At 70.8% G+C, this 19,399-nt stretch carries 17 protein-coding genes and 1 tRNA gene; 11 read left to right on the top strand and 7 right to left on the bottom strand.

All coding sequences use genetic code 11. The features are described from left to right. Positions 1-327: 327 nt before the first annotated feature. Positions 328-398, top strand: a tRNA-Gly gene (locus tag M2163_RS19630). A gap of 82 nt (positions 399-480) precedes the next feature. On the opposite strand, the gene M2163_RS19635 is transcribed toward M2163_RS19630, so the two are convergent. Continuing rightward, entirely contained in the window at positions 481-675 is a 195-nt protein-coding gene (locus tag M2163_RS19635; protein WP_007382026.1) for a hypothetical protein, read from the bottom strand. Between the two features lie 365 nt (positions 676-1,040). On the opposite strand from M2163_RS19635, the gene M2163_RS19640 reads away from it, so the two are divergent. After that, positions 1,041-2,114, top strand: coding sequence for an acyltransferase family protein (locus M2163_RS19640; RefSeq protein WP_280894575.1), 1,074 nt, complete (start codon positions 1,041-1,043; stop codon positions 2,112-2,114). Here M2163_RS19640 and M2163_RS19645 read toward each other — a convergent pair whose 3' ends face one another. Together M2163_RS19645 and M2163_RS19650 are read right to left on the bottom strand one after the other, a co-directional pair. Further along, positions 2,115-2,570: an HD domain-containing protein gene (locus M2163_RS19645; RefSeq protein ID WP_280851503.1), complete on the bottom strand. Its 456-nt coding sequence runs from the start codon at positions 2,568-2,570 to the stop codon at positions 2,115-2,117. Between the two features lie 34 nt (positions 2,571-2,604). After that, complete coding sequence (locus M2163_RS19650) at positions 2,605-3,798, bottom strand: PP2C family protein-serine/threonine phosphatase (RefSeq protein WP_280851502.1); 1,194 nt, start codon at positions 3,796-3,798, stop codon at positions 2,605-2,607. Positions 3,799-3,965: 167 nt separating this feature from the next. On the opposite strand from M2163_RS19650, the gene M2163_RS19655 reads away from it, so the two are divergent. Next, a complete protein-coding gene (locus tag M2163_RS19655) occupies positions 3,966-5,195 on the top strand; it encodes a GNAT family N-acetyltransferase (protein WP_280894576.1) in 1,230 nt (409 codons plus the stop codon). 10 nt (positions 5,196-5,205) lie between these two features. Here M2163_RS19655 and M2163_RS19660 read toward each other — a convergent pair whose 3' ends face one another. Both M2163_RS19660 and M2163_RS19665 read right to left on the bottom strand, forming a co-directional pair. Then, positions 5,206-6,015 carry a DNA-formamidopyrimidine glycosylase family protein gene (locus M2163_RS19660; RefSeq protein WP_280894577.1) on the bottom strand — a complete coding sequence of 270 codons (810 nt, stop codon included), beginning with the start codon at positions 6,013-6,015 and terminating at the stop codon, positions 5,206-5,208. A gap of 248 nt (positions 6,016-6,263) precedes the next feature. Continuing rightward, on the bottom strand, positions 6,264-6,749 hold the full coding sequence (locus M2163_RS19665; RefSeq protein ID WP_280851499.1) for a ribose-5-phosphate isomerase: 486 nt from the start codon (positions 6,747-6,749) through the stop codon (positions 6,264-6,266). 205 nt (positions 6,750-6,954) lie between these two features. Between M2163_RS19665 and M2163_RS19670 the strand changes: the two genes are divergently transcribed. Then, positions 6,955-8,367, top strand: coding sequence for an amino acid permease (locus M2163_RS19670; protein ID WP_280851498.1), 1,413 nt, complete (start codon positions 6,955-6,957; stop codon positions 8,365-8,367). A 69-nt stretch (positions 8,368-8,436) separates the two neighbouring features. On the opposite strand, the gene M2163_RS19675 is transcribed toward M2163_RS19670, so the two are convergent. Further along, positions 8,437-11,094 (bottom strand): serine/threonine protein kinase, encoded by a 2,658-nt coding sequence (locus M2163_RS19675; RefSeq protein ID WP_280894578.1) that lies wholly within the window; start codon positions 11,092-11,094, stop codon positions 8,437-8,439. 194 nt (positions 11,095-11,288) lie between these two features. Here M2163_RS19675 and M2163_RS19680 point away from each other — a divergent pair, with 194 nt between their 5' ends. Continuing rightward, positions 11,289-12,014, top strand: coding sequence for an LPXTG cell wall anchor domain-containing protein (locus M2163_RS19680; RefSeq protein WP_280897285.1), 726 nt, complete (start codon positions 11,289-11,291; stop codon positions 12,012-12,014). A gap of 96 nt (positions 12,015-12,110) precedes the next feature. On the opposite strand, the gene M2163_RS19685 is transcribed toward M2163_RS19680, so the two are convergent. Then, positions 12,111-12,686, bottom strand: coding sequence for a biotin transporter BioY (locus M2163_RS19685; RefSeq protein ID WP_280894579.1), 576 nt, complete (start codon positions 12,684-12,686; stop codon positions 12,111-12,113). Between the two features lie 419 nt (positions 12,687-13,105). On the opposite strand from M2163_RS19685, the gene M2163_RS19690 reads away from it, so the two are divergent. From M2163_RS19690 to M2163_RS19715, 6 genes are all read left to right on the top strand, one after another. Further along, positions 13,106-14,311 (top strand): ROK family protein, encoded by a 1,206-nt coding sequence (locus M2163_RS19690; protein WP_280894580.1) that lies wholly within the window; start codon positions 13,106-13,108, stop codon positions 14,309-14,311. Between the two features lie 180 nt (positions 14,312-14,491). Next, positions 14,492-15,574, top strand: coding sequence for an ABC transporter substrate-binding protein (locus M2163_RS19695; RefSeq protein WP_280894581.1), 1,083 nt, complete (start codon positions 14,492-14,494; stop codon positions 15,572-15,574). After that, complete coding sequence (locus M2163_RS19700) at positions 15,571-16,410, top strand: ABC transporter permease (RefSeq protein ID WP_280894582.1); 840 nt, start codon at positions 15,571-15,573, stop codon at positions 16,408-16,410. The genes M2163_RS19695 and M2163_RS19700 overlap by 4 nt, the downstream gene beginning before the upstream one ends. Next, the gene (locus M2163_RS19705) at positions 16,386-17,111 is read left to right on the top strand and encodes an ABC transporter ATP-binding protein (RefSeq protein ID WP_280894583.1); all 726 of its coding nucleotides are present in this window, start codon (positions 16,386-16,388) and stop codon (positions 17,109-17,111) included. Before M2163_RS19700 ends, M2163_RS19705 begins: the two co-directional genes overlap by 25 nt. Then, entirely contained in the window at positions 17,108-18,445 is a 1,338-nt protein-coding gene (locus M2163_RS19710) for an LLM class flavin-dependent oxidoreductase (protein ID WP_280894584.1), read from the top strand. Before M2163_RS19705 ends, M2163_RS19710 begins: the two co-directional genes overlap by 4 nt. 15 nt (positions 18,446-18,460) lie before the next feature. After that, positions 18,461-19,357 (top strand): TauD/TfdA family dioxygenase, encoded by an 897-nt coding sequence (locus tag M2163_RS19715; protein ID WP_280851491.1) that lies wholly within the window; start codon positions 18,461-18,463, stop codon positions 19,355-19,357. The last annotated feature ends 42 nt before the right edge of the window (positions 19,358-19,399 follow it).

The raw sequence follows: 19,399 nt of genomic DNA on the forward strand, positions 1-19,399 counted from the left end.
TTGCCCCATTTCACGAGCGGTTACGGGAAAACGGACCCGGACGACGAGACCCGGCCGCGCCTTGCCCCTGGCTGCCGCGGCACGGGCGCGATGTCCTCCGGAGCGACGGGCGCGTCGCGTGCCGGGGGCCGTGGACCCGGGACCGGCTTTCGGATGCCCGGCGCGTGAGGGAGTGCGACGGAGGGGTGCACGCGCCTCGGCGGTCCACCGCGAGCCCTCTTTGCGCGCCGCGCGGGCGGCCGCGGGGCGGGAGGGGTGTGCGACGAGGGGTGACGACCCGGTACGATGCTTCCGTGCCGTCGGTCAGCGGACCGCGGCGCGTGCTGTGCGGGCGTAGCTCAATGGTAGAGCCCTAGTCTTCCAAACTAGCTACGCGGGTTCGATTCCCGTCGCCCGCTCCGAGAAGGCCTCCGGCCCGGTCCCCCAGGGGATCGGGCCGGAGGCCTTTTGGTGTGTGGGTCCCGGGTGCCGGGTCCCGGGCTAGAACTGGATCGAGTTGATGGTCTCCGCTATCGAGTCCAGGAAGCGTTGGATGTCGTCGGCCATGCCGGTCGAGGCGAGGAAGAAGCCGAAGAGCACGGCGACTATGGCGGGGCCGGCCTTGATGGACCCTCCCCGCATCAACACCACCAGGATGATCCCCAACAGCAGCACCACTGACAGCGAAATGGCCACAACTGATCACACCCTCGGTCGGTCCCGCTCTCCCGGCCCGGGGACGCGACCCCGCGACCCCCGCCAGAACCATCGTGCCACCAACGCGGCCCGCATATGCGGCCGGTGAGCCAACGTTTGGCCATGCCGACAGACGCCCCGCGCCCACTGGCCGGTTCCTTGCGGTCCCCGGTCACGGTGTCCGCACATTCCGTCCGCAGGGAATTCGAACGACCGACACAGGTGTGCGGCGGTCACGCCTATGAGGCGTTTGGGACGGATTAATCCGGACAAGAGCGGCGGACTGAAGCCGCCTCAGAAGTGAACAACGGGGTACGAAACAGCCGGTTTTACGGAAACGCACAGCCGGGGCTAGGGTCCCTCAGATGTTTCAAGCCGCCAAGCAGCGTGACGCCTTCTTCGACAACGCCAAGTACCTGGCGATCGTCCTGGTGGCGGTCGCGCACTCCTGGGAGCCGCTCAAGGGCGACAGCCGGATCCTGGAGGGCGTGTACACGGTCGTGTACTCGTTCCACATGCCGGCGTTCATCCTCATCTCCGGCTACTTCTCGCGCAGTTTCGACATGCGGCCGGACCGGCTGAAGCGGCTCGTCACCGGCGTCGCGGTGCCGTACATCGTCTTCGAGACGGCGTACTCCCTCTTCAAGCGCTACGCCGACCACGACCCGGGCATGGACATCAGCCTTCTCGACCCGTGGTTCTTGACCTGGTTCCTGGTGGCGCTGTTCATCTGGCGGCTGACCACGCCGATCTGGAAGGCGGTGCGGTGGCCGCTGCCGCTCGCGCTCGGCATCGCGATGCTGGCGTCCGTGACCCCGGACATCGGTGACGACCTGGACCTCCAGCGGGTGCTCCAGTTCCTGCCGTACTTCGTGCTGGGCCTGGTCATGAAGCCCGAGCACTTCCGCATGGTGCGCCGGCGTTCGCTGCGGATCGCGGCGGTGCCGGTGTTCGCCGCGGCCCTCGCCGTCGGCTGGTGGGCGGTGCCGCGCATGAACACCGAGTGGTTCTATCACCGCAACGCCGCCCAGGAGATGGGTGCGCCCTGGTGGACCGGCCCCGTCATGGTGCTGGTCATGTTCGGCAGTTCGCTGCTGCTGACGGCCTGCTTCTTCGCCTGGGTGCCGGGCCGGCCGATGTGGTTCACCACGCTCGGCGCGGGCACGCTGTACGGCTACCTGCTGCACGGCTTCCTGATCAAGGGCGCGGACTTCGCGGGCTGGTTCGACCACGCCTGGCTGCACCGGCCGGCCGGTGAGGTATTCGTGAGCGCCCTGGCCGCGGTCGCCGTCACCGTGCTGTGCACCGCGCCGGTGCGGCGGGTCTTCCGGTGTGTGATGGAGCCCGACATGGACTGGGCGTTCCGGCGGGAAGCGGCCGAGCCGGTCAGGAGGCACGAGCAGCCGAAGGCCGCGCCCCGGGAGAAGGCCGGCGTCTAGTCAGTCGCTCGCGGCCAGGCCGAGAAGGGCGCGCATCCCCGCGTACTTCTCGGTCAGCCGTTTCCTGGTCGCCTCGTCGAGGACGGCGAGACGCTCCGGGTCCGCGTTGTGCGCCAGGTCGGCCTGTTTCACCAGCAGCGCGCCCGGGGTGGCGAGGATGCGCCCGGCGTACGCCTCGGGCGGCTCCCCGGCCCGCTTCGTGACAGCGAGCACGATGTCCTTCGTACGACGGCTCAGCGCGGCCTCCTCGAGCCACTGCGCGGAGAGCGCGTCGTCCTCGACGGAGTCGTGCAGCCAGGCCGCCGCGATCTGGTCGTCGTCGCCGCCACGCGCGCGTACGCCCTCGGCGACGGCCCTCAGGTGTTCGGCGTAGGGCCGTCCGGCCTTGTCCGTCTGGCCCTCGTGGGCGGCACGAGCGAGCGCCTCCACCTCGGCCGGGGTCAACTCGTCGGTCATGGGTCCAGTGTGGCGGCTCGCGGGCGGGTACCGGTCAGATGGGCGGCTGGTGCGGCGCCGACTGGGCCGTCGGGCCCTCGCGGCAGATCAGGAGCAGCGCCCGGTCGTCGTTGACGTCCTTGGCCACCGCCTCGATCAGGTGCCAGGCGGCGCCGTGGAAGCCGCCGGCCACATAGCGGTCGGCTTCGCCCGTCAGGCGGTCGATGCCCTCCACTATGTCGCGGTCGGAGGTCTCCACCAGACCGTCGGTGAAGAGCATCAGTACGTCGCCGGGCCGCAGCGATCCCTTGACGGGGTCGAACTGGGCGCCGTCGTAGACCCCGAGGAGGGGACCCTCCGCGGCTTTCTCCTCCCAGCGGCCGCTGCCGGCGCTGAGCTGCAGTCCTGGCGGATGGCCGGCCGAGTAGAGCTCGTAGTCGCCGGAGTCCAGGTCCAGGACCAGGTGGATGGAGGTCGCGAAGCCCTCGTCCCAGTCCTGGCGGAGCAGATAGCCGTTCGCGGCGGGCAGGAAGGCGTGCGGGGGCAGTGAACCCAGCAGACCGCCGAACGCCCCCGACAGCAGCAGGGCACGCGACCCGGCGTCCATGCCCTTGCCGGAGACGTCCGTCAGGACGACCTCCAGGGTCCGGCCGCCGTTCGTACGGGCTGCGACCACGAAGTCGCCGGAGAAGGACTGCCCGCCCGCGGGGCGCAGCGCCATCTCCCGGTGCCAGCCGTGCGGCAGGTGCGGCAGCTTGCTCTGCACCCGGATGCGTTCGCGCAGGTCGAACAGCATGGTGCCGCCACGCCGCCAGGGCACCCCGACCCGGCTGCGGAACTGGGCGATCAGCAGCCCGAAGAACCCGCAGGCGGCCACGACCAGGACGACGCCCGGGGTGACCCGGGAGGGCCCCTCGGTGTACGGCCCGAGCTGCACCGACTCCACGATCAGGGCGGTCGCCGCCGCCGCGTACAGGCCGAGCAGGCTCGCCGGGCGCAGCAGCAGGCCGCCGGCGACGATGGGCAGGACCAGTGCGGCCGGTGAGCACCACACCGAGTTCATCAGGGTGATGGCCGCGATCACCGGGACGGTCAGCAGCAGACCGGCGAGGGCGACCCAGTCCGAGCCGTCGCCGCGGAAGTAGTCCACGGCGCTTCTGCGCAGGCCGACGCGGACCCGGTGCCACTGCATCCTCAACCGGGCCGTGAACGTCTCGGCTTCCGCGCGCCGCTCTCGTCCTGCTGCCATTAGTTCGGGACCTTATCCGTCGAACCCCCTGCTTGGCACAGGAGGTACGACTTGTCCCCCGTGCGAGGTCCAACTTCACAGTCGTGCAAGGGCCGTGCCCGCCCCGCGTGCGACGGGCCCGGCGTAATTCCCTCGCTCGTCCCGCGGTGCCCTGGTAGGCATGGTGCATGGGGACTGACTTGCGGGTGCTTCGGCAGGACGACTGGGACGAGTGGTACGACAACCTGATCCGTGCCTTCGGCGGGGTTCCGGAGTCGGCCGAGGAACGGGAGCTGTTTCGCCGGCTCACCGAGCACGAGCGTTCCATCGGTGTGTGGGACGGCGAGCGGTGTGTGGGCACGGCGGGGGCCTTCAGCTTCCGGCTGACCGTGCCGGGCGGTGCCGGGGTGCCGGCCGCGGGCGTGACCATGGTGAGCGTGGCGGCCACGCACCGGCGGCGCGGGCTGCTGACCTCGCTGATGCGCCGCCAGCTGGACGACGTGCGCTCCTGGGGCGAGCCGCTGGCCGTGCTCACCGCCTCCGAGCCGGTGATCTACGGCCGGTTCGGGTACGGCGCCGGCACCTACCACGTCAACGCGGACATCGACACGACCCGGGTACGGCTGTCCGTGCCGCCCGGCACCGACGGCGTACACCTGCGGTACACGGCGCCCGCCGACGTGCTGGAGGCGTGCGAGGCGGTCTACGCAGCCCTGGTGCCCCGGCGTCCCGGGATGGTGGCCAGGATCCCCGGCTGGGAGCAGCTGGGGCTGCTCGACCCGGAGAGCGACCGGGGCGGGGCCTCCCCGCTGCAGTGCGTGGTCGCGGAGCGGGACGGGGAGGTCGTGGGGTTCGTGCGGTACCGGGTCAAGGCGGACTGGGAGCCGGCCGGGCCCAAGGGCACGGTGGTGGTCTCCGACCTGGAGGCGCTGGATCCGGCCGCGCACGCCGCGCTGTGGCGGTTCCTGTTCGACCTGGACCTCACCTCGCGGATCGAGGCACGGCGGCGGCCGGTCGACGAGGCCTGGCAGTACCTCGTCTCCGACGTCCGGCGCTGCTCGCTGCTGGTGCGGGACTCACTGCATGTGCGGCTGGTGGACGTGGGGGCCGCGCTGGAGGCCCGGACCTACCAGACGCCGGTGGACGTGGTGTTGGAGGTCGAGGACGCCTTCTGCCCCTGGAACAGCGGGCGTTGGCGGCTTAGCGGGGACGCGAAGGGCGCCTCCTGCGACCGTACGACGGACGCGGCCGATCTCGCCCTGTCGGTACGGGAGTTGGGCGCGGCCTATCTCGGCGGCGTGAGCCTCGCCTCCCTGGCGGGGGCCGGACTGGTGCAGGAACTGCGGCAGGGGGCGCTCGCCGAGGCGGCGGTGGGCTTCGGTTCGGCGGTGGCGCCCTGGCTGCCGCACGGTTTCTAGGGCCCTGTTCTCAGCGGCTCTGGCAGGCCGGACACCAGAAGAGGTTGCGGGCGGCGAGATCGGCGGTGCGGATCTCGCCGCCACAGATGTGACAGGGCAGGCCGGCCCTGCGGTACACGTAGACCTCGCCGCCGTGGTCGTCGACGCGGGGCGGGCGGCCCATCGCCTCCGGGGTGTGCTCGGGGCGGACGGTGTCGATGCGGTTGTTCCGCACGCCTTCGCGCATGAGCTCGACGAGGTCGGCCCAGATCGCGTCCCACTCGGCGGTGGTGAGGTCCTTGCCCGCGCGGTACGGGTCGACTCCGTGCCGGAAGAGGACCTCCGCCCGGTAGACGTTGCCCACGCCCGCGATGACCTTCTGGTCCATCAGCAGGGCGGCGATCGTCGTACGGCTGCGGGAGATCCGCCGGTACGCGAGGTGCGGGTCGGCGTCCTCGCGCAGCGGGTCCGGGCCCAGGCGGTCGTGTATCGACTGCTTCTCGGTGGGGGTGATCAGGGCGCAGGTCGTCGGGCCGCGCAGGTCGACACAGGCCGTGGTGTTCGCGAGGCGGAGGCGGACCGTGTCGGTGGGCGGGGGTGCGGGGGCCGGGCCGAAGGTGACCTTGCCGAAGAGGCCGAGGTGGATGTGGACCCAGTCGGTGTCGCGGAAGCCGAGGAAGAGGTGTTTGCCGTGGGCCTCGGTGCGGGTGAGTTCGGAGCGGTCGAGAAGGGCGGCGGCGTCGGAGAACTTGCCCTGGGGGCTGGTGACACGGGGTTTCGTCCCCCGGAACGCCGCACCGTAGTCCTGGGCCAGGCGGTGGATCGTGTGCCCTTCAGGCACGGTGGCTCCTCTTGTACGTGTCGGGGGTGAGCGCCGGGTCTTTCCCGCCCCCGCCGCCCCTACCCGTCCCATCCTCCAGGGGCGCTGCCCCTTCGACCCCGCCCAGGGGGCTCCGCCCCCCGGACCCCCGCTCCTCAAACGCCGGAGGGGCTGGATTGCGTGCAGGTGAGTCGCTCAGGGGCGCGGGGAACTGCGCGACCAGCCCCGCCCCGCACCCGACGACGAACCCCTCGCCCCACCGCCGGAGGCTACTGCTGGGGGTGGTGAGCCGGGATGGCCGGCAGGTCGCCCGTGGTCTCGTAGGCCGACAGCATGTCGATGCGGCGCTGGTGGCGCTCGTCGCCGGAGAAGGGGGTGGCGAGGAAGGTCTCGACGAACTTCGTCGCCTCCTCCGTGGAGTGCATGCGGGCGCCCACCGCGACGACGTTGGCGTTGTTGTGCTGGCGGCCCAGCGACGCGGTCTCCTCGCTCCAGGCGAGAGCCGCCCGGACGCCCTTGACCTTGTTCGCCGCGATCTGCTCGCCGTTGCCGGAGCCGCCGATCACGATGCCGAGGGAGTCGGCGTCGGCGGCGGTGCGCTCGGCGGCGCGGAGGCAGAAGGGCGGGTAGTCGTCCTGGGCGTCGTAGATGTGGGGGCCGCAGTCCACCGGGTCGTGACCGGCCGCCTTGAGCCAGTCGACGAGGTGGTTCTTGAGTTCGAAGCCCGCATGGTCGGAGCCGAGATACACGCGCATGGGACGAGTGTGACACGGCTGTTTCCGGGAAGCAGCCCCGGGTGTCGGCCAGGAAAAATGTGAACCTGACAATGGAACCTCAAGGAAACCTCAAGTAACGATCTGGATTCAAAGGTTCACGAATTTCTTTGCCTCCGATTCACTGGACCGACCCGTACACCGCTCGTACGGGGATCCCCACACCCGGCACGAAGGAATTCCCCGTATGACTGGTCTCCAGGCCGGACTCAAGAACCGTCACCTCTCGATGATCGCCATCGGCGGTGTCATCGGAGCGGGCCTCTTCGTGGGCTCCAGCTCCGGTATCGCCACCGCCGGCCCCGGCATCCTGCTGTCGTACGCGCTCGTCGGCACGCTGGTCGTCCTCGTGATGCGAATGCTCGGTGAGATGTCCGCCGCGAACCCCACCTCCGGCTCCTTCTCGGCGCACGCCGACCGGGCCCTCGGGCGCTGGGCCGGTTTCTCCATCGGCTGGCTGTACTGGTTCTTCTGGGTCGTCGTGCTCGCCGTCGAGGCGACCGCCGGTGCCAAGATCCTCGAAGGCTGGATACCCGCCGTACCCCAGTGGGGGTGGGCGTTGATCGTGATGGTGGTGCTGACCGCCACCAACCTGGTCTCCGTGGGGTCCTACGGCGAGTTCGAGTTCTGGTTCGCCGGGATCAAGGTCGTCGCCATCGGTGCGTTCATCGTCATCGGCCTGCTCGCCGTGTTCGGCGTCCTGCCGGGCGTCGACGCCGACCAGGCGGGGCTGTCCAACCTCACCGGCCACGGCGGTTTCCTGCCGAACGGGCCCGGCGCCATCCTCACCGGTGTGCTGCTCGTCGTCTTCTCCTTCATGGGCAGCGAGATCGCCACGCTCGCGGCCGGTGAGTCGGAGGACCCGCAGCGGGCCGTGACCAAGTCGACCAACAGCATCATCTGGCGTATCGCGGTCTTCTACCTCGGCTCGATCTTCGTCGTGGTCACCCTGCTGCCCTGGGACTCCAAGTCCATCCAGGACGACGGCTCCTACGTCGCCGCGCTCGACTCCCTCGGGATCGCGCACGCCGGTCAGATCATGAACTTCATCGTGCTGACCTCGGTGCTGTCCTGTCTGAACTCCGGCCTCTACACGGCCTCCCGGATGGCCTTCTCGCTCGGCGAGCGCGGTGACGCGCCGAAGGCGTTCGCGCGGGTCAACGGCCGGGGCGTGCCGATGGCGGCGATCCTCGCGTCGGTGGTGTTCGGCTTCGTCGCCGTGTTCTTCAACTACCTCTCCCCCGACAAGATCTTCCTGTTCCTCGTCAACTCCTCCGGTGCGGTGGCCCTGTTCGTCTGGCTGGTCATCTGCTTCTCGCAGCTGCGGATGCGGAAGATCATCCAGGCCGAGGCGCCGGAGAAGCTGGTCGTGAAGATGTGGCTGTACCCGTATCTGACCTGGGCGACGGCCGCGTTGATCGTGTTCGTCCTCGGCTACATGCTGACCGACACCGAGCACGACGGGCGGGAGACCGTGCTGCTGTCGCTGCTCGTCGCGGCGGTGGTGCTGGTCATCGCCGTGGTGAAGGAGAAGGCCGGACGCGGCCGGGCGGGCGCGCCCCCGGCCGACGAGGTGACCGACAAGGTCTCCGTCGGCTGAACGGACGTGTGACCGGGGCCCCGTGGCGTATGCCGCGGGGCCCTTCCCGTGTTCACCGGTGGGGACGGCTCACAGGACGGTGAAGCTCTCCTTCACCTCTTCGTACGTCTCCAGGGCCTGCTTCTCTACGTCCGGCTGGTACCAGGTGTTGATCTGGTACGACTTGTCACCCACGTTGAAGCCCAGGAGCCGGGCGTGCCAGGGGACGCCGCCGAGAGTGAAGGTGTACTCCCAGACGACCGCGGGGTGATCGCGGAACGTCGTCTCCTCCAGGCGGATCTTCTCGTAGTCCTGGCCCTGGTGGGCGTTCTGCTCGGAGGTCCGCCAGGTCTCCATCAAGTCGCCCCGGGCGAGCGAGGACTTGGCCGCGAGCTCCTGCTTCCCGTCCGGCGAGGTGTAGTGGACCTCGGCTCCCGTCTTCACGTCGCGCCGCCAGCCGGTGGGAGTGGCCCACGCGAATCCGCCGGCCTCCTCGTGGGCGCCCGGCGGGAGCGAACGGGGGCGGGAGGTGCCCTCGACGGTGGAGGACGGGGTGCCGCCCGGGGTGGAGGCGCCGGGTTCCGAGGCGGAGACGGAGGCCGACGGGGAGCCGCCCGCCTTGTCGTCGCCGGGCGAGCCCGACGTGGTGGCGAGGATGATCGCGACCACGACGGCACTTGCGGCCACCATGCTTCCCGCGGCGACCAGGGCGGCCCGGCGCCGGCCGCGGTGCGGGGCGGCGCCGGGGAGTTCGCCCGGGGAGACGCGGTGCGGGTGGGGGCCGAGGACCAGGGCCGGGTCGGGGTCCTGGCCGGGATCGGGGCGGGGGTCGGGGTCGGTGCGGGGGTCAGGGCGGGGGCCGGGGTCGGTGCCGCCGGACTCCGCCGGGTCGCGGACCTGGCCGGGGTGCTGACCGGGTACGGCCTGACCGCCGCGGACCAGCGAGACACCGGGCTGGTCGGATCGACGGCGGGCCGTCGGCGCCTGGCCGACCCGGGTGGGTGCGGAGGCCACGCGGGTGGGGGTGTCCCGGGTCGGCGCGTCCGGCATCGGGAAGTGCTCCGTGGGGGCGCCCGCCGCGAGGGAGTCCTGGGTGGGGGCGCTCGCGAGGGGAGTGCTGGTCGTGGTGGCCCCGGCGCGCAGCGCGGCCCCCGCCGAGTTCCCGGACGGCGCCTCCGACCGGACCTCCGAACGCTCCTCGGAGACGGCCTCGGTGGAGGCGCTGGGGCGGAGGCCGACGGTGGCCTGCGGCTGTACGGCCACGGGCTCGGCGCCCTCCGCGTCGGACGAGGCGGCCACTTCCGGCGGGGTGGCGGACGGCACGGCATCCGAGGGCTCTGCGGGCCGGGGCACCTCCGGCGCGGACTCCTCAGACGCGGACTCCTCAGGCGCGGACGCCTCTGGCGCGGACGCCTCCGACACTGGGCCCTCCGCGACACCCGTACGCCCCGGCACCGCATCCGACGGCTCCGCGACGGCGGGCTCGTCCACGGCCGCCTCGGGCACGGCCTCGGGCGTCGGCACCCTCGGATCCCGTACGGCCCTGACGACCCGGGTCCCCAGATAGGCCGGCGTGGGCGACTCCCGCGGTGTCCACGACGGGGCGTCGGGCGGGTCCGCGGAACCGTCGGGCAGGCCCGCCGGAGTACCCGAGGGCTCCGCCGGAGCACCCGACGGCACCGACGGTACCGATGGCTCCGACGGAGTCACGGCGTCCGGCGAGTCCCCTGTCCCCCGGCCGCCCGCTGTACCCGCTCCATCCGTAACTCCCGAACCGTCCGCACCACTCGGCTCCCTGGGGTCGTCCCGCCGGCCCAGGTCCGCCTCCTGCGCCGCCGAACCCCCGTCGCCTCCATCCCGGTCCCGCTCGGAAGCCTCCGGACGTTCCCGTTCCGGCGTCCCCGTCTCCGCCCCCGGCTCCATGCGCAGAGTCGGTGTGGGGGCGGGGAGCGCGACCGCGTTCAGCGACGACTCGACCTCGTCCAGGCCCGGACGTATCGAGGGGTCCTTCTCCAGCAGGGCCGTGAGGATGTCGGTCAACGGGCCGGCCGTGGCGGGGAGTTCGGGCTCCTCGTAGAGGACGGCGTGCAGCGTGGCGAGGGTGGTGTCGCGGGAGAAGGGGGAGCGGCCGCCGAGAGCCGCGCACAAGGTCGCTCCCAACGACCAGATGTCCGACGGCGGCCCCTGTGGCCGGCCCGAGACCCGCTCGGGGGCCATGTAGTCGGGGGAGCCGACGAGCATGCCGACCATGGTGAGCGCCTCGGCGTCCTGCATCGCGGCGATGCCGAAGTCCGTCAGGACGATCCTGTGGCCGGTGCGGTCGCCGGACTCCACCAGGACGTTGCCGGGTTTGATGTCCCGGTGCAGGACGCCCCGCGCGTGCACCTGGCGCAGGGCCCGCACGAGGCCCAGACCGAGCAGTGCCGTCTCGCGCGGGCCGAGCGGGCCGTCCTCCACCGTCATCCGTTCCAGGGAGCGGCCCTTGACCAACTCCATGACGATCCACAGGCGTTCACCCTCGTCGACGACGTCGTAGACCCGCACGACGTTCGGATGGTCGATCCGGGCCGTCGCCCTGGCCTCGCGCAGGGTCCGTTCACGGCGGGTGCGGGTGTCCTCCGCGTCGAGGCCGTCGATCCGCATCTCCTTGACCGCGACCTGCCGGTCGAGCATTTCGTCGGCGGCTCGCCACACCCGCCCCATTCCCCCCTGGCCGATACTCTCGACCAGGCGATAGCGCCCCGTCACCAGGAGCCCTGGAACTCCGCCGCGCCTCGTATTTCCCGTGTCTCCCGTATTCCCCGGCAATCCGCTGCACCCCCTCAACGATGTCCCGAGTGGAACACAATGGTCACACTTCGCGCCGTACCAGCATAGTGCGGAGAAATCTTGTGGTACCTCTTCAAGTACTGCGAATTCAGGCGCAGCCAAGGGGGACGAACATGAGTTCTCGTCGTATGACGACCATCGCCGGATCGCTGGTCGCGGCATCCTTCTCGACGGTGATGATCTTCTCCTTCACCGCGAGCGCGGACGAGGGACCGGCAAGCAGCAAGGGGGGAAAGGCCGTTGACGAGGCACCGGCCGGTGTGGAGCTGACGACGACACTGCCGGAGGAGATCTCCGTCGACAACAGCTCGCAGAAGACGGATCTCACGGCCACCGTGAAGAACGACGGGAGCAAGGACAGCGGAAAGATCAGGCTTTTGGTCGTCGGTTTCGACGGCATGACGGTCAAAAACGTTCAAGGCTGCTCTCCGATCGAAGAAAAGGATCTACCGGAGGGCTCGAACAGCGGTTTCGCCTGTCCCATCGACAATCTCGCCGCCGGTAAGTCGAAGTCGTACGCCGTCGATGCGACGTTCGATATCAAGAAGACCGGAAAGATCTGTCTGCCGGTGCAGACCAGTGACGGGAAGAAGACGTTCTGGCAGCAGGGCCCGGTTCCGTTCGGTACGACGAACCCGTCGCCGAACGCCCCGGCCACCCCGCTGCTGCTGGGCACCGACAACAAGCCGGTGGCACCGGGCGGGGACGCCCCGGGCGAGCTGCCGAAAACCGGTGTGGGACGTGACCTGCTGCCCCTCGGGGCCGCGGGCGCGGCTCTGCTGACGGCGGGTGCGGCCGGGCTGTGGTGGTCGCAACGGCGGCCACAGCGCACCGGTTGATCCGCGAGGGAGAACAACCGGAGGCATGACCTGACGGGATCTGTCAGGTCATGCCTCCGGCACGTAAGTCAGCGCACGTACGTCAGCGCATGTGCGTCAGCGCTTGACGAGCTTCCAGGTGGTGGGCAGCAGGCCCATCGCGAGGGCCGCCTTGAGGGCGTCGCCGAGCAGGAAGGGGGTGAGGCCGGCCGCGACGGCGGCGGACAGCGACATGTCGGCGGCGTAGGCGAGGTACGGGACGCCGATCGCGTAGATGATCGCCTCGCCGACGAGCATGGCGCCGGCCGTCCGCCACACGTTGCGGTCGGCTCCGCGACGGGCCAGGGTACCGACGGCGGCCGAGGCCAGGATCATGCCGAGGATGTAGCCGAAGGAGACGGAGAACCCGGAGGTGCCCTGGGCGAACCACGGGAGTCCGGCGAGGCCCGCCAGCGCGTACAGGGCGAGCGAGGCGACCCCGCGGCGGGCGCCGAGGGTGGTGCCGACGAGCAGCGCGGCGAAGGTCTGGCCGGTCACCGGCACCGGGGAGCCCGGCACGGGCACGGAGAGCTGCGCGGCGAGTCCGGTGAGGGCGGCGCCGCCGACCACGAGCGCGATGTCCCGGACGCGGGAGGCGGGGATCAGGTCGGCGAGGACCTGGCCGGTGCGGACGGGGGCGACGGCGGTGCTCATGGGGACTCCGCGGGTGTGATCGACAGGGGACACGGTGACGCTATCCCGGCGCCCTCGAGCCGACCACCGTCAACGGTCGACAAAGCCTTGAACGACGGCTTGGTGGACTCCGAACAAAGAGTGTGGCCTACACCGGGTCCGGCGTGATGCCTGTCACTGAGGTGGGGTGAGGCGGGGTACAGCGGACGCCGGGGAGCTCACTGTGGGGAATCACCAATGAACCCTAGTGGTCTGGTCGGATTCACCGTTCCTGACCTACCCTTCCAGACATGGTCGCCCAGTCCCGGTACTTCTCCTCGCGTCGCCATGTCGACCTGCGACGCGTGGGCACGGCCGTCTGTCGCCGTCCGGTGTGAGGCGGGCTCCGGCCCGCCTCACTCTCCGAGACGTGTCGGCCCCCGTTCCGAGGACGGTCCTCCATGCCCCCTTCCGTGGCACCCCCTGCCCCTTCCCGCCCCTCTCCCCCTGTCACGTCCCGGCGCCGGACCAGCGCCAGCGTCGTCCTGCGGTCCGTGCTGGAGCACGGGCCGGTGGCGCGCAGCACCATTGCCCGGCTGACCGGGCTGTCCCCGGCCTCCGTGACGGACTACTGCTCCCGCTTCACCGAACTCGGCCTGATCCGTGAGTCGGAGACGCCCCGGCGCTCCCAGGGTGTGGGCCGCCCCCATGTGCCCGTGGACCTCGACGCGTCACGGTTCGTGGTGGGCGGAGTCCATGTGGCCGTCCCCTATACGACCGTGGCGCTGGTCGATCTGCGCGGCCGGGTGGTGGCCGTGCGGGAACTGCGGCACGACGCGGCCGAGGGCGCCGACGCCGACGCGGTCCTGGCGCGGGCCGCCGACGGACTCGCCGCGCTCCTCGCCCGGTCGCCGCGGCTGCGCTGCCTGGGCGTCGGCTTCGCGGCCGGTGGCTGGGTGGACCGGGACTGCGGGACCGTGGTCGAGCACCCCCTGCTGGGCTGGCACGAGGTGCCGGTGCGGGAGCTGCTCGGCGCCCGGACCGGCCTGCCGGTCCATGTGGACGGGCACGCGCGGGCGCTGGTCAACGCCGAGCGGCTGTTCGGGCGGGCGCGCGGCAGCCGGAGCGTGCTGCATCTGTTCGTCGGCAACATGGTGGACGCGGCGTTCGCCACCAACGACGAGGTGCATCACGGGCCGCGCTCCCAGGCGGGCGCGATCGCCCATCTCCCCGTGCCGGGCGGCACCGAGCCCTGCGACTGCGGGCGGACCGGATGCCTGCAAGTGGAGCTCGGCGAGCGGGCCCTGTGCCGGCGGGCCCGGCGAGCGGGGGTCGTCGAGGGCGTGAACCCGATGCACGTGGTCGCGGCGGCGGCCGCGGGGGACCCGGTGGCGGCTCGGCTGCTCGTGGAGCGGGCCGGTGCCGTGGGGCGGGCCGCGCGGCTGCTCCTCGACGTGCTGAACCCGGAGACGGTCGTGGTGACCGAGGTCGGCATCCTGCACCGGGAGGACTGCCTGGCCGCCCTGCGCGCGGGCGTGGGCGACGACCGCGCGGCTTCCGTCGTTCCGTCGGGTTTCCCGGACTCCGTCCTTGCCGTGGCCGGCGGTTCGGTGGCGCTCGACGTGCTCTACCGGGATCCGCTGGCCGCGTCACCTGAGGCTATTTAATTCAGAAACTCCGAATGTTGACAGGGCTTCCGGAGAACCGAGAACATCCTTTCCATGAGCCCGCACCTTTACTGTCGCGCCCTTTGTTGCTGACACGTTGCCCCGCGTGACGCGCTCATTTCCCCTGCATGAACGCATTTCTTCGTGACTTTTTCCTGCACCGATCCTGGGAGTCTTCCCATGCGTCATTTCCGCACGTCCGGTATCAGCTCGCCGGGCATCGACCGGCGGCTGTTCCTCTCCTCGGTCCTCGGCGCCGCGGCCGGTGTCGCAGGCCTCAGCGGCTGCGCCGACAGCAGTGCCGCCGCCGACACCGAGGACGCCCTGTCCGCCCCGCTCGCCACCGAGGTCCCGGCCGGCACGAGCCTGAAGATCGCCTCATATCTGGGCGCGCAGCAACTCCAACTGAAACTCGGCAGGCTGGGGGATCCACCGTTCAAGGTGAGCAGCTGGGCCAATATCGGAGCCGGCCCCGATGTCATCAACGCCTTCCGCTCGGGCTCCCTGGACGTCGGCAACAACGCGGGAATCCCGCCGATCCAGGCGCATTTCCAGGGATACGACGCGAAAATCGTCGCGCTCAACATCACCCGCAAGCCGAACTACCTCTTCGCCACCAAGCCCGGCAGTGACATCCGCACGGTCGAGGACTTTCGGGGGAAGAAGCTCGCGTTCTCCCAGGGCCAGGCCCAGGGTGTCGTCCTGCTGCGGGCGTTGAAGAAGGCCCGGATCGCCTACGACGAGGTGAAGCTGGTCCCGCTGACCAGCAACCAGTTCCTCACGGCCCTGCAGTCCGGTCAGGTGGACGTGGCGCCGCTCGCCAACAGCCAGGCCCCCGCCTACCTCAAGCAGTACGAGGCCAAGGGCGCCCGGTCCATCACCACCGACGTGGTCGACCTGCTCAATCTGCTGTGGGCGCCGACCTCGGTGCTGGGCGACCCCGCGAAGGCCGCCGCGGTCGCCGCGTACATCCCGTACTGGGCCAAGGGCCAGGTGTGGACGTACGAGAACCCCGACATCTGGAACGAGGAGTTCTACGTGAAGACGCAGAACCTGACCCTCGCACAGGCGAAGGCGGTGTCCGCGCTGGCCAACAAGCCGCTGTTCCCGCCGAAGTGGGACGAGGCGATCAAGTGGGAGCAGGAGACCGCGGATCTGCTGGCGGAGGGCGGCTTCGTGAAGAAGTTCGACGTCGGCGAGCTGTTCGACCACCGCTTCGAGGGCATCGCCGCGAAGTCCGTACCGGCGGAGTACCGGCGGTGAGCGCCGTGACCACGACGGTCGCCGTCGCCACCCCCGAGGTGAGCACGGAGGTCCGCAGGCGCCGGCGGCTCTCCCCCGGCCGGCGACTGCCCGCGGCCCGGCTCGTCGGTCCTCTCCTCCTCCTCGCCCTGTGGGCCGCCGCCTCCGCCGCGGGACGGCTCGACCCGGCCGCGATCCCCGCGCCGTGGACGGTGGTGGAGACCGGCGCCCATCTGTGGACCGCCGGGACCCTGCCCACCGACATCCTGACCTCGCTCCGGCGGGCGGCGTCCGGCTTCACGATCGGACTGGCCGCGGGCGTCCTGCTGGCCCTGGCCGCCGGGCTCAGCCGGGTCGGCGAGGCACTGATCGACGGGACGGTGAACCTCAACCGGGCGATCCCCACCCTCGGTCTGATCCCGCTGTTCATCCTCTGGCTGGGCATCGGCGAGTCCTTCAAGGTCGCCATCATCGCGATCGTCGTCTACATCCCGATCTATCTGAACACCCATGCCGCGCTGGCCGGCATCGACCACCGCTACGTCGAACTCGCCGAGGTCCAGGGGCTGTCGAGGTTCGCCTTCGTACGGCAGATCGTCATCCCCGGCGCGCTGCCCGGATTCTTCGTGGGACTCCGGCTCGGCGTCACCGGCTCCTGGCTCGGTCTGGTCGTCCTGGAGCAGATCAACGCCACCAGCGGACTCGGCTACATGATGTTCCAGGCCCAGAACTACGGCCAAAGCGACGTGATCCTCGTCGGTCTCGTCGTCTACGGGGTCTTCGGCCTGGTCTCCGACAGCGCGGTCCGTCTGATCGAACGGAGGGTGCTGTCATGGCGCCGCACACTGAGCAGCTGACCCGGCCCGCCGTACAACTGCGCGGCCTCACCCGGTCGTTCGACGGGCGGACCGTCCTCGACGGCATCGACCTCGACATCCCGGCCGGTCAGTTCGTCGCCCTGCTCGGGCACAGCGGCTCCGGCAAGAGCACGCTGCTGCGGGCGGTGGCGGGGCTGGACCACGAGGTGGCGGGCAGCGGTCGGCTCACCGCTCCGGAAAGGGTGTCCGTGGTCTTCCAGGACTCGCGGCTGCTGCCCTGGCGGCGGGTGCTGGACAACGTCCTGCTGGGCACCGACGGTCAGGACAGGGCCCGGGAGGCTCTCGCCGAGGTCGGTCTGAAGGGGCGCGAGCGGGCCTGGCCCAGTGAGCTGTCCGGCGGGGAGGCCCAGCGTGCGGCGCTGGCGCGGTCCCTGGTCCGGGAACCGGACCTCCTGCTCGCCGACGAGCCGTTCGGGGCGCTGGACGCGTTGACGCGGATCAAGATGCACGCGTTGCTGCGGGAGCTGTGGAAGCGGCACCAGCCGTCGGTGCTGCTCGTGACGCACGACGTGGACGAGGCGATCGTGCTCGCCGACCGGGTGCTCGTACTCGCGCAGGGCCGTATCGGCCTCGACCTGACCATCGACCGCCCGCACCCGCGCTCGTACCGGGATCCCCTGCTGGGCGAGTACCGCGAACGGCTGCTGGCCGCACTGGGCGTCACGGAGGACCCCGCATGACCGCACGACAGCTCCACCTCAACGCGTTCCTGATGAACACCGGTCACCACGAGGCCTCCTGGCGGCTTCCCGAGAGCGACCCCTTCGCGCATGTCTCGCTCGACCACTACGTGCACCTCGCCCGGATCGCCGAGCGCGGGACCTTCGACTCCCTGTTCCTGGCCGACGGACCGCAACTGTGGAGCAACCTCGCCCAGCGGCCCGCCGGCGCGCTGGAGCCGCTCACGCTGCTGACCGCGCTGGCCACGGCCACCGAGCACATCGGGCTGATCGCGACCGCGTCCACGTCCTACAACTCGCCCTACAACCTGGCCCGGAAGTTCGCCTCGCTGGACATCGTCAGCGGCGGCCGGGCGGGCTGGAACATCGTCACGACCGCAGGCGCGGAGGCGGCCCGCAACTTCGGCCTGGACGCCGAGCCCGCGCACGCCGAGCGGTACGCCAGGGCCGCCGAGTTCCTCGACGTGGCCCTCAAGCTCTGGGACAGCTGGGAGGACGACGCGATCCTCGGCGACAAGGCGGCCGGTGTCTGGGGCGACGACGCGAAGATCCACCCGCCCCGCCACCGGGGCACGTACTTCAGCGTCGAGGGCGCTCTCAACGTCCCTCGCTCACCCCAGGGTTACCCGTTGCTCGTCCAGGCGGGGTCGAGCGAGGACGGCAAGGCGTTCGCGTCCCGGTACGCGGAGGCCGTGTTCACCGCCCAGCAGACCATCGAGGACGCGCGGGCCTTCTACGCCGACCTCAAGTCCCGTACCGCGGCGGCCGGCCGGGCCCCCGGGCACATCAAGGTGCTCCCCGGGATCGTCCCCGTCATCGGCGCCACGGAGGCCGAGGCGCTCGCGAGGGAGCAGGAGCTGGAGGACCACATCGTGCACCGGCACGGGGTGGCCAATCTGGAGCGGCTGCTCCAACTTCCCGCGGGGATACTGGAGTTGGACAGACAGTTGCCGGCCGACCTGCCGCCCGAGTCCGCCGTCGAGGGCGCCAAGAGCCGCTACACGCTCGTCGTGGAGCTGGCCCGGCGCGACCGGCTCACCGTGCGGCAGCTGATCGGGCGGCTCGGCGGCGGACGCGGCCACCTCACCTTCGCCGGCACGCCCGAGCAGGTCGCCGACGCGATCGAGACCTGGTTCACACAGGGTGCCGCCGACGGCTTCAACATCATGCCCCCGGTGCTCCCCTCGGGCCTGGACGCCTTCGTCGACCACGTCGTCCCGATCCTGCGCACCCGCGGCCTGCTGCGCGAGGAGTACGGCCCGCGCCGGACCCTGCGGGAACGCTACGGCCTCCCCCGCCCCGCCAACCAGCACGTCCAGCCCGTCCCCGCCTAGGAAGGACCCCCTCCCATGTCCGGTATCGAGATCCGCAAGGTCACCGCGAACATCGGCGCCCACGTCTCGGGCGTCGACCTCTCCCGGCCGCTCGACGAGAAGACCGCCACCGCTCTCCGCGAGGCCCTCAACGTCCACAAGGCCCTGGTCTTCAGCGACGTGAACCTCGACGACGAGGGACAGCAGGCCTTCGCCCGGCACTTCGGCGAACTCACCACCGCCCATCCGACCGTGCCCGCCGTCGACGGCGCCCCGAACATCCTGCCCGTCGACAGCGAGGGCGGCCGGGCCGCCAACCACTGGCACACCGACGTCACCTTCGTGCTCAACCCGCCCCAGGCCAGCACCCTGCGCAGCCTGACGATCCCGCCGTACGGCGGCGAGACCCTGATCGCCAACTCGGCGGCCGCCTACCGGGATCTGCCGCAGCCGCTGCGGCGCCTCGCCGACGACCTGTGGGCCGAGCACACCAACGACTACGACTACGCGGTGCCGGAGGAGACCCTGGACGAGGAACAGGCCGCCCGGCGCGCCCAGTTCACCTCGATCAAGTACCGCACCGCCCATCCGGTGGTCCGGGTGCACCCGCTGACCGGTGAACGCGGGCTGTTCATCGGCGGCTTCGCGCAGCGGATCGTGGGACTGTCGGCGGGTGAGTCCCGCAAGCTGCTCGACCTCCTCCAGTCGTACGTGACCCGCCCGGAGAACCTGCTGCGCCACCGCTGGTCGGAGAACCAGCTGGTCCTCTTCGACAACCGCATCACGCAGCACTACGCCGTCGACAACTACGACGGTCTGCCGCGCCGGCTGCACCGGGTGACCGTCGCCGGGGACGTCCCGGTGGGCATCGAGGGCAAGGAGAGCTGGTCGATCGAGGGCGACGCCTCGCACTACACGGCCGTAGCCGCTTAGTCACAGCCAGTGCCCAATGCGTCCGCATGATGGGCGGTCATC

Source organism: Streptomyces sp. SAI-135 (assembly GCF_029893805.1).
In the GTDB taxonomy this organism is placed as follows: Bacteria; Actinomycetota; Actinomycetes; order Streptomycetales; family Streptomycetaceae; genus Streptomyces.

What these genes read in the sequence shown, in the direction of transcription:
- M2163_RS19640 (WP_280894575.1), top strand. Translation starts at nt 1,041, where the DNA reads ATGTTTCAAGCCGCCAAGCAGCGTGACGCCTTCTTCGACAACGCCAAG.
- M2163_RS19645 (WP_280851503.1), bottom strand. Translation starts at nt 2,570, where the DNA reads ATGACCGACGAGTTGACCCCGGCCGAGGTGGAGGCGCTCGCTCGTGCC.
- M2163_RS19650 (WP_280851502.1), bottom strand. Translation starts at nt 3,798, where the DNA reads ATGGCAGCAGGACGAGAGCGGCGCGCGGAAGCCGAGACGTTCACGGCC.
- M2163_RS19655 (WP_280894576.1), top strand. Translation starts at nt 3,966, where the DNA reads ATGGGGACTGACTTGCGGGTGCTTCGGCAGGACGACTGGGACGAGTGG.
- M2163_RS19665 (WP_280851499.1), bottom strand. Translation starts at nt 6,749, where the DNA reads ATGCGCGTGTATCTCGGCTCCGACCATGCGGGCTTCGAACTCAAGAAC.
- M2163_RS19670 (WP_280851498.1), top strand. Translation starts at nt 6,955, where the DNA reads ATGACTGGTCTCCAGGCCGGACTCAAGAACCGTCACCTCTCGATGATC.
- M2163_RS19680 (WP_280897285.1), top strand. Translation starts at nt 11,289, where the DNA reads ATGAGTTCTCGTCGTATGACGACCATCGCCGGATCGCTGGTCGCGGCA.
- M2163_RS19685 (WP_280894579.1), bottom strand. Translation starts at nt 12,686, where the DNA reads ATGAGCACCGCCGTCGCCCCCGTCCGCACCGGCCAGGTCCTCGCCGAC.
- M2163_RS19690 (WP_280894580.1), top strand. Translation starts at nt 13,106, where the DNA reads ATGCCCCCTTCCGTGGCACCCCCTGCCCCTTCCCGCCCCTCTCCCCCT.
- M2163_RS19695 (WP_280894581.1), top strand. Translation starts at nt 14,492, where the DNA reads ATGCGTCATTTCCGCACGTCCGGTATCAGCTCGCCGGGCATCGACCGG.
- M2163_RS19705 (WP_280894583.1), top strand. Translation starts at nt 16,386, where the DNA reads ATGGCGCCGCACACTGAGCAGCTGACCCGGCCCGCCGTACAACTGCGC.
- M2163_RS19710 (WP_280894584.1), top strand. Translation starts at nt 17,108, where the DNA reads ATGACCGCACGACAGCTCCACCTCAACGCGTTCCTGATGAACACCGGT.
- M2163_RS19715 (WP_280851491.1), top strand. Translation starts at nt 18,461, where the DNA reads ATGTCCGGTATCGAGATCCGCAAGGTCACCGCGAACATCGGCGCCCAC.